The sequence below is a fragment of the Myxococcota bacterium genome (assembly GCA_035498015.1).
In the GTDB taxonomy this organism is placed as follows: Bacteria; Myxococcota_A; UBA9160; order SZUA-336; family SZUA-336; genus VGRW01.
In genome coordinates this window covers 24288-35436 of record DATKAO010000244.1, presented here as the reverse complement: position 1 = coordinate 35436, position 11149 = coordinate 24288, and the positions used below count along the sequence as shown (strand labels likewise).

General features: G+C 72.2%; 12 protein-coding genes. 6 read left to right on the top strand and 6 right to left on the bottom strand.

Annotated elements, in window-relative coordinates:
- The coding region (gene glgB / locus VMR86_21675) for a 1,4-alpha-glucan branching protein GlgB (protein HTO09676.1) at nucleotides 1-1519 on the top strand (1519 nt) is incomplete at its 5' end.
- A gap of 9 nt (nucleotides 1520-1528) precedes the next feature.
- Here glgB and VMR86_21670 read toward each other — a convergent pair.
- From VMR86_21670 to VMR86_21645, 6 genes are all read right to left on the bottom strand, one after another.
- Nucleotides 1529-1849 carry a YbjQ family protein gene (locus VMR86_21670; protein ID HTO09675.1) on the bottom strand — a complete coding sequence of 107 codons (321 nt, stop codon included), beginning with the start codon at nucleotides 1847-1849 and terminating at the stop codon, nucleotides 1529-1531.
- A 52-nt stretch (nucleotides 1850-1901) separates the two neighbouring features.
- Nucleotides 1902-2327, bottom strand: a complete 426-nt coding sequence (locus tag VMR86_21665; GenBank protein HTO09674.1) for a hypothetical protein — start codon at nucleotides 2325-2327, stop codon at nucleotides 1902-1904.
- The gene (locus VMR86_21660; GenBank protein ID HTO09673.1) at nucleotides 2324-3439 is read right to left on the bottom strand and encodes a response regulator; all 1116 of its coding nucleotides are present in this window, start codon (nucleotides 3437-3439) and stop codon (nucleotides 2324-2326) included. Before VMR86_21660 ends, VMR86_21665 begins: the two co-directional genes overlap by 4 nt.
- Before the next feature lie 4 nt (nucleotides 3440-3443).
- Complete coding sequence (locus tag VMR86_21655) at nucleotides 3444-3821, bottom strand: response regulator (GenBank protein HTO09672.1); 378 nt, start codon at nucleotides 3819-3821, stop codon at nucleotides 3444-3446.
- A 3-nt stretch (nucleotides 3822-3824) separates the two neighbouring features.
- Nucleotides 3825-5219, bottom strand: coding sequence for an ATP-binding protein (locus VMR86_21650; protein ID HTO09671.1), 1395 nt, complete (start codon nucleotides 5217-5219; stop codon nucleotides 3825-3827).
- Nucleotides 5220-5297: 78 nt separating this feature from the next.
- Nucleotides 5298-6512 carry a citrate/2-methylcitrate synthase gene (locus tag VMR86_21645; protein HTO09670.1) on the bottom strand — a complete coding sequence of 405 codons (1215 nt, stop codon included), beginning with the start codon at nucleotides 6510-6512 and terminating at the stop codon, nucleotides 5298-5300.
- An 84-nt stretch (nucleotides 6513-6596) separates the two neighbouring features.
- On the opposite strand from VMR86_21645, the gene VMR86_21640 reads away from it, so the two are divergent.
- From VMR86_21640 to VMR86_21620, 5 genes are all read left to right on the top strand, one after another.
- Nucleotides 6597-7700, top strand: coding sequence for a citrate synthase (locus VMR86_21640; GenBank protein ID HTO09669.1), 1104 nt, complete (start codon nucleotides 6597-6599; stop codon nucleotides 7698-7700).
- 88 nt (nucleotides 7701-7788) lie between these two features.
- Nucleotides 7789-8406 (top strand): hypothetical protein, encoded by a 618-nt coding sequence (locus tag VMR86_21635; protein HTO09668.1) that lies wholly within the window; start codon nucleotides 7789-7791, stop codon nucleotides 8404-8406.
- Between the two features lie 80 nt (nucleotides 8407-8486).
- Nucleotides 8487-9341: an alpha/beta hydrolase gene (locus VMR86_21630; GenBank protein ID HTO09667.1), complete on the top strand. Its 855-nt coding sequence runs from the start codon at nucleotides 8487-8489 to the stop codon at nucleotides 9339-9341.
- Nucleotides 9342-9947 carry a hypothetical protein gene (locus VMR86_21625; GenBank protein ID HTO09666.1) on the top strand — a complete coding sequence of 202 codons (606 nt, stop codon included), beginning with the start codon at nucleotides 9342-9344 and terminating at the stop codon, nucleotides 9945-9947.
- Nucleotides 9948-9964: 17 nt separating this feature from the next.
- On the top strand, nucleotides 9965-11149 hold the full coding sequence (locus VMR86_21620; GenBank protein ID HTO09665.1) for an acyl-CoA dehydrogenase family protein: 1185 nt from the start codon (nucleotides 9965-9967) through the stop codon (nucleotides 11147-11149).

Genomic DNA, 11149 nt, shown 5'->3' with positions numbered 1-11149 from the left:
GCACCACACCTGGAAGGACACCGAGTGGATGCGGACGCGCGGCGCGCGGCAGTCGCGCCAGGCGCCGATGTCGATGTACGAGCTGCACCTCGGCTCGTGGCGGCGCAACCGCGACGAGGTGCTCGGCTATCGCGAGATCGGCGCGCAGCTCGCGCATCACTGCACGCAGCTCGGCTTCACCCACGTCGAGCTGATGCCGGTGATGGAGCACCCGTTCTACGGGTCGTGGGGGTACCAGCCCACGGGCTACTTCGCGCCGACCAGCCGCTACGGCACGCCGCAGGACTTCATGTACCTGGTCGACACGCTCCACCAGCGCGGCATCGGGGTGATCGTCGACTGGGTGCCGGCCCACTTCCCGACCGACCAGCACGGGCTCGGCGAGTTCGACGGCACGCACCTCTTCGAGCACGCCGATCGCAGGCAGGGGCACCACCCGGACTGGGACAGCTTCATCTTCAACTACGGGCGCAACGAGGTGCGCAGCTTCCTGCTCTCGAGCGCGCTCTACTGGCTCGAGCAGTATCACGCCGACGGGCTGCGCGTCGACGCGGTGGCTTCGATGCTGTATCTCGACAACTCGCGCCGGCCGGGTGAGTGGGTGCCCAACGAGTACGGCGGGCGCGAGAATCTGGAGGCGATCGGCTTCCTGCGCCGGCTCAACGCCGAGGCCTACCGCGTGCAGCCCGGCGTGCAGACCTACGCCGAGGAGTCGACTTCCTGGCCCATGGTGTCGCGGCCGACCGATCAGGGCGGCCTGGGCTTCGGCTTCAAGTGGGACATGGGCTGGATGCACGACTCACTCGAGTATCTCGCGCACGATCCGGTGCACCGCAAGTTCCACCACGGCAACCTCACCTTCCGCATGCTCTACGCCTGGACCGAGAACTTCGTGCTGCCGCTCTCGCACGACGAGGTCGTGCACCTGAAGAAGTCGCTGCTCGCCAAGATGCCCGGCGACGAGTGGTCCAAGCTCGCCAACCTGCGCCTGCTGCTCGGCTACCAGTTCACGCAGCCGGGCAAGAAGCTCGTGTTCATGGGCGCCGAGCTGGGCCAGTGGAGCGAGTGGAACCACGACGGCGAGCTCGACTGGAAGCTGCTCGACTTCGCGAGCCACCGCGGCGTGCAGCGCTGGCTGCGCGACCTGAACACGACCTACCGCGCCGAGCCCGCGCTGCACGCGCGCGACTGCGAGCCGTCGGGCTTCGAGTGGATCGACTGCAACGACGCCGCGCAGAGCACGCTGGCCTTCCTGCGCCGCGGCGGCCAGCCCGAGCAGACCGTGCTCGTGGTGTGCAACTTCACGCCCGTGCCGCGCCCGCGCTTCCGCGTGGGCGTGCCGGCGGGCGGTCACTGGCGCGAGATCCTGAACGGCGACGCCACGCTCTACGGCGGGAGCGGCGTGGGCAACCTGGGCGGCGTACGCGCCGAGCCGGTGCCCTGCCACGGCCGGAGTCACTCGTTGCGGATCACGCTGCCGCCGCTGGCGCTGCTCGCGTTCAAGCTCGAGCCGGACTGAGTCGCGGGCTCAGCGCACCGGCTCGGCCACCACGGCCGTGCCGTAGCACAGCACCTCGGTCACGCCCTGCATGACCTCGGTCGCGTCGTAGCGCACGCCGATCACCGCGTTCGCGCCCATCTGAGTCGCGTGCTGGAGCATCATCTCGAACGCCTCCGCGCGCGTGCGCTCGCACAGCGACGTGAACAGGGTGATGTTCCCGCCTACCAGCGTCTGCAGCGAGCCGCCGATCGTGCCGAAGATCGAGCGCGAGCGGACGGTGATGCCGCGCACCAGGCCGAGCGTCCGGCCTACCCGGTAGCCCGGCAGCTCGAAGGCGGTCGTGGTCATGGCGTGGTTCACGCGGGAGGGATCGACCGATCGCCGCCTGCAGTTGAGTCGGCTAGGGCAACCAGGCCCGCGGCGTGTTGCCGAAGTACGCCGCCAGCTTCTCGCGCGCCTCGGGCTGGGCGGCGAGCGAGGTCAGGTAGGATTGGACGCGCCCCGGTGGGAAGCGCTGCAGGAGTGAGTCGATGTCGCGCGTCGCGTCGCTGCTGCCCTCGGCGCAGCCGTCGCTCGCAGCCGGCGTGCCGCTGCAAGTGAACGGACAGCGCGCGTCGAGCCGGCGCGCGCGCACGGCCACGCAATTCCACCAGAAGGCCTGGTAGGCGCGCGTGTAGCGCACGGGCTCGGGCTCGCCGTCCGGCGGCGGGACGAGCTCCGCGCCCGGCTGCAGGTACAGCGCCGGAACGTTGACCCGGCACTCCAGCGAGGGACCCGGCCCGGCGCAGGCGAGCGCCGCCAGGGCGAGCGCGCAGGCGCGCTTCATCGAGCGCGGAGCTGCAGCACGTTGTGCGCCGGGACCGGCCGGTGGAAGCCCTTCAGGGCCAGCTCGCCTACGGGCTCGGTGTCGATGCGTGACTCGATCTCTGCGCGCAGGCGCTCGGAGATCAGGATCTGGCCGGCCGCGGCGGCCTCGCACAGGCGGGCGGCCTGGTTCGTGACCCTGCCGATCGCGGCGTAGTCCTGGCGCTCGTCGAAGCCGATCGCGCCCAGCGTCGCGTAGCCGTGCGTGATGCCCATGCCGAGCTCGAGCGCGTGGCCGCGCCGGCGCCACGACTCGGACAGCCGGGCCGCGGCGGCGCGCATCTCGAGCGCCATGGTGACGGCTTCGAGCTCGGGGTCGGCGAGCTCGATCGGGTCGTTGAAGAACACCATCATTCCGTCGCCGGTGAAGCGCTCGAGCGTGCCCTGGTGCGCGACCACGAGCCGGCCCATGTGCGCGTGGTACTCGCGCAAGAGCTCCATCACCTCTTCCGGCTCGGACGACTCGGCGAAGGCCGTGAAGCCGCGCAGGTCGAGGAACACCACGGTGACTCGCCGGCGGTGCGGGCGCAGGATCTCGAGCCCGCCGGCGGCGATCGCCTCGGCCACCTGCGGCGCGAGGAAGCGCTTCAGGCGGGTGAGTCGCTCCAGCTCCGCCACCTGCTCGCGCACGCGCCCCTCGAGCTCGCGGTTCCAGTCCGCGAGCTCCTGCGCCTGCGCGCGCACCGTCTCGTGCAGCGTGCGGATGCGCAGGAGCGAGCGCACGCGGCCCAGCACCTCGCCCAGGTTCACCGGCTTGGTCAGGAAGTCGTCGGCGCCGGCTTCGAGCCCGCGCATGCGCTCCTCTTCGGGGTCGAGCGCGGTGACCAGGATGATCGGCAGGTAGCCGCCGTGCTCGCGTTTGCGCACCTCGCGGCACACGTCGTAGCCGGAGAGACCGGGCATGACCACGTCGAGCAGCACCAGGTCGGCGGGCTCCTTGGCGAGTGACTCGAGCGCCTCGGCGCCGGAGCTCGCGGTCGCAACCTGGAAGCCGTTGGCGGCCAGCAGGTCGGCCAGGAGCTTCGCGTTGCGCGGAGTGTCGTCGACGACCAGGACGCGGCTGCCGGCGCTCATCGAGTCACCCCTGGCCCGGGACCAGCCGGCGCACCTCGGCCAGGAGGTCTTTCACCGAGATCGGCTTGGCCTGGTAGCCGTCGAAGCCGGCGCGCAGGATCGACGCGCGCTCCAGCGGCATGGCCGAGGCGGTGACTGCCACGACGGGGATCTTCGCGGTCGCCGGCTCGCGTTTGAGCTCGCGCAGGGCCGCCATGCCGTCCATGCCCGGCAGCTGGATGTCCATCAGGATCAGCGCGGGCAGGCGCTCCTTGGCCAGCGCGATGCCCGCCTCGGCGGTCTCGGTCTCGACCACGTCGTAGCCGCTCGCCACCAGCACGTCGCGCAAGAGCTTCGCGTTCATCGGCCGGTCTTCGACCACCAGCACCAGCGGTCTCGCCACGAGTCACTCCTCCGCCGGCGGCGCGGGGTCCGCCGGGATCGTGAAGCCGAAGCTGCTGCCGCGGCCCGGGGCGCTCCGCACCCAGGTCTGTCCGCCGTGCAGCGCCACGAGTCTCTTCACCAGCGCGAGCCCGAGGCCCGTGCCTTCCTGCTTGCGCGCCGACGGGTCGTGCACCTGCCGGAACTCTTCGAAGATCAGCTCCTGGTGCTCGGGCGCGATGCCGATGCCGGTGTCCTCGACCTCGACCCGCACGCCGTCGCGCGCAGCCGCCGCGCGCACGGTGACTCGCCCGCCGGCGTCGGTGAACTTGACGGCGTTGGCCAGCAGGTTGATGAGCACCTGCTTCAGCTTGCGCTCGTCGGCGCGAACCTCGCCCAGGGCGGGAGAGAGCTCGCTCGAGAGCAGGATGCCCTTGTGAGCCGCGCGCTCGCGGATCAAGACCAGCGCGTTCTCGATCGCGGTCGGCAGGTGCACGAGCGTGGCGTCGAGCTCGAGCTTGCCGGCCTCGATCTTCGACAGGTCGAGGATGTCGTTGATCAGCGCCAGCAGGTGCTGGCCCGACTGGTGGATGTCGTGCAGATACTCGGTCTGCTTGGGGTTGAGCTCGCCGAACAGCTTCGCGAGCAGCGCTTCCGAGAAGCCGATGATCGCGTTCAGCGGCGTGCGCAGCTCGTGCGACATGTTGGCCAGGAAGGCCGACTTGTGCTGGTTCGCGAGCAGCGCCTCGTCGCGCGCGCGAGCCAGCGCGCGCTGCGACTCTTCCAGCTCCGCCGTGCGCTCGTGCACCTTGCGCTCGAGCGAGCGCTCGGATTCGACCAGCGCCGCGTTGGCGTCCTCGAGGTGACTGAACGCGTCGCCCAGCGTGATGCGCGTGTGCCAGAGCGAGAACGCCGCCGCGGTGGTGAGCGACATGAGGCCGACCAGGAGCGCCCCGATGCGCACGGCCGCGGGCAGCTCGACCTGGAACAGGCGCGCGCCCACGAGGTGCGAGAGACCGACCGCCGCGATCACCAGGAGCGCCGCGCCCGCCAGCCCGAGCAGCACGCGGTAGGTCACGTAGGGCACGGCGTGCACGATCGCGAGCAGCCCCAGCATGGCGGTGAACGCGAAGTAGTCGGGGCTCGCCTCGCCGACGGTGAAGCCGATGGCCAGCATGCCCGCGGCCTCGAGCAGCACCGCGCTCTGCAGGTGTCCGAGCCCGGCCATCCGGTAGGCGACGGCGGCGCCGGCCGCGTTCAGCGCGACCAGGCCGGCCAGCACCCAGATCAGCGGGTTCGGGACGTAGATCCCGAGCACCGCCAGCGCCAGCGCGAACGGCACCCCGGGGGGCGCGGCCCAGCGGATGTACTGCTGGAGCCGACTCACCAGGGGGTTCAGCGAGGGCAGGGCGATCGCCATGCCGCCTCCTCGAGGTCAGGCTAACACGCCCCCCCGTGTGAGTCTTCGTGCTGAGTCGCGAACGAGGCCCAAGCGAAGTCAATCGGAGATGAAGCGGGCGCGCGGGCGCAGAACGGCCTTCGTCTCACTCTGCTCGAGCACGTGGGCCACCCAGCCGGCTGACCGGCCGATCGCAAACAGGGCGCCGCCCAGGCCCTGGGGCAGGTCGAGCGCGGCGCAGGCTGCGGCCAGCGAGGTGTCGACGTTGGGCCGGGCCCGGCCCGCGGCCTCCATGGCCGCCACGATCGCCGCGATCGTGCGCACGCGCGGGCTGCGGGGGGCGAGGGCCAGCGCGGCCGCGAACAGCGGCGGGTGGCGCGGGTCGCCGTCGGGGTAGAGCGGGTGGCCGAAGCCCGGCAGTAACTCGCCGCGCCGCATGCGGTCGCGCACGGCGGCGGCCGCGCCTGCCGGATCGCCCGCCTCGCGCACGAGCATCTCGACCTGCTCGCTGGCGCCGCCATGCAGCGGGCCGGACAGCGCGGCGACCCCGGCCGAGAGACACGCGTACAGGTCGGCGCCGGTCGACGCCGCCACGCGCGCCGCGAAGGTCGAGGCGTTCAGCTCGTGGTCGGCCAGGAGCACGAGCGCGGTCTCGAGCAGCGCGAGTGACTTGCCGCGCGCCGGCACGCCGAGCGCAGCGGCGAGCGCGCGCGTGGGATCGGTCGCGGCCAGCGCCGCCGGCACGCGCCCCGGATCGAGCGCCAGCGCGAGCGAGGCCGCCAGGCGCGGAATCAGCCGCCGCGCCCGCTCGCACACGGCTTCGGGGCGCGCGTCGAAGCGCAGCGGGTCGGCGGCGGCCAGCGCCGGCAGCGCGAGCGCCAGCGCGGCCAGCGGCGACGCGTCGCGCGGCACGAGCCGCGCCAGCTCGCGCGCCGGGAGCGCGGGGCCTTCCGGCCAGTGCGGGCGGCGCTCCGGCAGGGCGCCGGTCCACAGCAGCTCGGCGACCGCGGCGAACGGCGTACCCGCGCGCGCCAGCTCGACCGCGGGCCGGCCCCGGTACTCCGGACCCTCGGGAGTCAAGCGCGTGATGCGCGTGTCGAGCACCGGCTCGCCGAAGCGCAGCGCCGAGGCCGCGGGCCCGGCGGCGCGCGCGCGCAGCCCTTCGAGATCGGCGCGTGTGTACCGCCGCCCGCGCTCGCCCGCCGCGCGCGCGCCCGCCACCAGCCCCCGGCTCGCGTACGCGTACAGGGTCTCGAGCTTGATCCCGAGGAAGTCCGCCGCCTCGCGCGAGCTCATCCGGTCGTCCCGCTTCATGGAACGATATCTTGATTGATTGATCAACGTTGATCAAGTCCAGCGGAAGCGGCAACGTAAGAGCCAACAACCAGGAGAAAAGCGATGACCTCGGACGGTCTGGAAGGCGTGGTGGTAGCCGACACCCAGCTCAGCGACGTGGACGGCGAGCTCGGGCGGCTGGTGATTCGCGGGCACGACGTGGAAGCGCTCGCGCTCGCCAACGACTTCGAGGCGGTGTGCGCGCTGCTCTGGCACGGAGCGCTGCCGGCGCCGGCGGAGCACGCGGCGCTGCGGGCCAGCCTGGGGCGCGCGCGCGTGCGCGCGTTCGGCCGCTTGCCCCACCTGGGCGACTCACTCGAGGGGGCCGACGGCATGGAGTGTCTGCGCGCGGCGCTCGCGCACCTGCGCGCCAGCGCGATCGACCCGGCGGAGCTGCACGTCGAGCTCACGGCCGCGGTGGCGGTGTTCGCGGCGGCCTGGGCGCGCAAGCGCCGCGGCGTCCCGGCGCTCGCGCCCGACCCGAGCCTCTCGCACGCTGCCGACTACCTGCGCATGGCCAGCGCACACGGCACTGATCCCGCGCGCAGCCAGGCGCTCGACGCCTATCTCGTGACCGCCGCCGATCACGGCATGAACGCCTCGACCTTCACCGCGCGCGTGGTGGCGTCGACGGAGTCGGACCCGGTGTCGGCCGTGGTGGCGGCGCTGGGCGCGTTGAAGGGCCCCAGGCACGGGGGCGCGCCCGGGCCGGTGCTGGCCATGCTCGACGCGATCGGCACGCCCGGCCGCGCGGCGGGCTGGATCGCCGACGAGCTCGCGGCGGGCCGGCGCATCATGGGCATGGGCCACCGCGTGTACCGCGTGCGCGACCCGCGTGCGGCGGTGCTCGAGCGCGCGGTGGAGCGGCTGCGCACGGGCGGTCTGCGCAGCGACCGGCTCGACCTGGCGCGCGCCGTAGAGGCGGTCGCGGTCGCGTCGCTGGGCGAGCGCCGCCCGGAGCGCCGGCTCGCGGCCAACGTCGAGTTCTACACGGCGGTGATCCTCGACGCGATCGGGCTGCCGCAGGAGCTGTTCTCGCCCACCTTCGCGGTGGCGCGCGTCGCGGGCTGGCTCGCGCACGTCGACGAGCAGGCGCGCGGCGGGCGGCTCATCCGGCCCGCGTCGCGCTACGTGGGGCCCGCGCCGGACACTCCCGTGGCCGCCTGAACGCCCGGCGGGCTGCTTCGTACGGCCGGCGCGACCTTCAGCACGTGGGCACGGATGCCGATCCGTGAAGGACGTAGGAGGACCCGTCATGCCGACCCTCCCGTCGATCAAAGGCTCCGTCTTCGCCGGCCTGGTCGAGGACATCCAGAAGCTCCTCGCCGCCAGGAAGCTCAAGCGCGAGGAGCTCAAGCGCTGGCTCGCGCCCAAAGACGTCGGGTATCTCGACGCGCCGGTGCAGCCCTTCGAGTGGTACGACATCCGCAGCTACGACCACATGAGTCTCCTCTTGCGCGACGTCGAAGGCGGCGGCAGGAACGAGTATCTGCGCCAGCGCGGCGCGCGCAACGCGAAGCGCTTGCTCGACGCGGGCCTCTACCAGCAGCTCGAGTACACGCACCGCACGCTGTTCGCGCAAGAGAGCGACAAGAACGCGCGCTTCGAGGCCTTCGGGCGCGACCTCGCGCGACTCACCACGATCAGCGCCAGCATCCTCAACTTCGGCCGCACCATCCACAAGCCCGATCCCGACCGCAAAATGCGCTGGATGATCGAGAACAGTCAGGCCAAGGAATACCCCGAGACACTGGTCTGGGCCTCCGACGGCTTCACCAACGAGATGGCCCGCCAGCACAACTCGCCCGACCTGTGGGAGTGGGAGCGCCCCGAGCGCGACCGGATCGTCTGGCGCATGACGCGCGAGATCTGAGTGATGGCCGTTCCGCCTCGTGGGGCGATCTGGCTCGCGTACGACACGTCGAGCGACTAGCGTTCTGGTAGCCTCGTCGCATGGTGGACGGGCAGATCCGGGTCGCGGACGGGCGGCAGGTCGGGTACGCGGATTACGGCGCGCGCGGAGACACTCCGGTGCTGTGGTGTCACGGCGGGCCGGGCAGCCGGCTCGAGCCCGCCGCGTTCGAAGCCGACGCGCGCGCGCAGGGGCTGCGCCTGATCGGTATCGACCGGCCGGGCTACGGCAAGTCGAGCGTGCAGCCGGGGCGGAAGATCGCCGACTGGGTCTCCGACGGGCTCGCGGTCGCCGACTCGCTCGGCGCCGAGCGTTTCGTGGCGGTCGGCGTCTCGACGGGCGGCGCGTACTCACTCGCGCTCGCGGCGGCGTCGCCGCGCGTGATCGGCGTGGTCGCGTGCTGCGCGCTCACCGACATGCGCTGGCCCGAGGGCCGGCGCATGATGGACAAGCCGGGAACCGGCGACATCTGGGCCGCGGCCAGCCGCGAGACGGCGCTCGGGCTCGCGACCGAGATCTTCGGCGCCGACGGCAGCAAGATGCTCGCGCCCGGCGGCGCGATCCAGGAGCTGCCGCCCGCGGACCTGAAGCTGCTCGCCGACCCACAGTGGCTCGCGGGCATGGTCGGCGGGCTGCGCGAGATGTTCGCGAACGGCGTCCAGGGCTACGTCGACGACCGCCGCGCCGACGGCCCCGGCTGGGGCTCGTTCGAGGTCTCGAAGGTCCGCTGCCCGGTCACCGTGCTGCACGGCGGGAGTGACACGATCGTGCCGGTCGCGCAGGCGCGACACACGGCCGAGATCGTGCCCGGCGCGAAGCTCGACATCCGCGACGAGCTCGGTCACTTCAGCATCGCGTACGAGGTGCTCGGCGCGGTGACTCGTCTGCTGCGCTAGGTGCGGCCCGCGGTCCTCGCCTGTCTCGTGTTCGCGGCCTGTGCGGCGACCGCGAGGCGCGAAGTGCCCGCGGGGCGCATCGTGTTCGCGCCGGGCGACGTCCAGCTCGTGACTCGGGAGGGAACGTTCGGAAACTGCGAGCGGACCTTGGAAGAGACGCGGGTGTTCGTGGTCGCGTGCGCGAAGCTCGGCGACGAGCAGGAGGAAGGCTTGATTCTCAACCTCTACGTCCCGGGCGTGTGGACGACGGAGTCGTTCACGGCGGAGGACGTCGCCCGGATGCTGCGCGCAAGGCAGCGCGAACGGGCGTCGTTCGATTACGGCTTTGCGGCGCCGGACCCGAGCACCGGCGCGCTCCAGTACTTCGTGGCTCGCACCGCGCTGCAGCCGGAGGAGCAGACGGGGCAAGCCTGGCTCGTGAAGGTGGCGCCGCTCGGAGACAGCGTCTATTCGCTCCTGCACACGCGCACGTTCCAGGGGCCGCCGGATCTCTTGTCCGAGCCGATGCGAAGCTGGCTCGCCGAGAGCTTGGAGAAGAAGGACGACCCCGCACTCACGATCGAGCCGGCCGAAGAGTGGCTCGGAATCGCTCGCGGAGCACGCTGAGCGGAGAAGGACCTGCCATGGCCGAGCAGATCGCCGAGCTCGAAGCCGTCCAGCGCGCGCGCGAGATCGTCCCGCGCGTGGCCGCGAGCAGCGCGCGCAGCGAGGCCCTGCGCCGGCTCGACGACGATGCCGTGGCCGCGCTGCGCGAGCAGCGGCTGGGCAGCCTGTTCACGCCCCGCCGCTTCGGTGGCTTCGAGCTCACGCCGCGTGCGCACCTGCTCGCCGTTGCAGAGCTCGGCCATGGCTGCTCGGCCGCGAGCTGGGTGCTCATGGTCTGTGGCGCGCACACCTACGTGGTCGGCCGCTTTCCCGAGCGCTGTCAGCAGGAGGTGTTCGGCGCCGATCCCGAGGTGCTGATCGCTGGAACGCTGTCACCGCAGGGCTCGGTGCGCGCCAGCGGCGACGGCTGGATCCTGAATGGCCGCTGGCAGTTCGCCAGCGGCTGCGATCACTCCCCGTGGCTCCTGATCGGTGCGCGCGTGGTGGAGCCGAAGCCCGGCGCGTGGAAGCACGTCCACGTGGTGGTTCCGGCGCGAGACATGGTGCTCGACGACACGTGGCACACACTCGGCATGCGCGGCACGGGCTCGAAGGATCTCGTCGCGCGCGACGTGTTCGTGCCCGCGCACCGCGCCGTGCCCACTCACCCGACCTTCGTCGGTGACTGTCCCGAGGCCTCGAGCGCGGTCTATCGCCTGCCGGTGCTCGGCGCGCTCTCGGCCATGGTGGCGGCCAGCGTGCTCGGCATCGCGGAGCGCGGCTTCGAACGCTTCGTGGCGAGCGCGCGCGAGCGCCGCGATGCGCGCAGCGGCACCAAGGCCCGGGACCCCGGCGTGCAAGCGCGCTTCTCCGAGTCACGTTCCGAGCTGCAGGCGGCGCGCCTGCTCCTGCTCCACATCTGTGACCGCTTCGAGGCCGCGATGAAACAAGACGCCGGCCCGCTCTCGCTGGAGGAGCGCATCCGCTTTCGCGCCGACGCGGCCTACGTGGTGGAGCTGTGTCAGCGCGCTCTGGGCCGGCTGTTCTCGGCGTCGGGCGCGCACGCCATCTACGAGTCGAGCGAGCTCCAGCGCATCCGGCGCGACCTGGACACGGCGAGCCACCACGCGATCGTCGACTACGACTCGATCGCGCAGCTCGCGGGCGCGGTGACTCTGGGCGTCGACCCGGGCGAGGACCCGCTCGGCTTCCCGTTCGCCTGA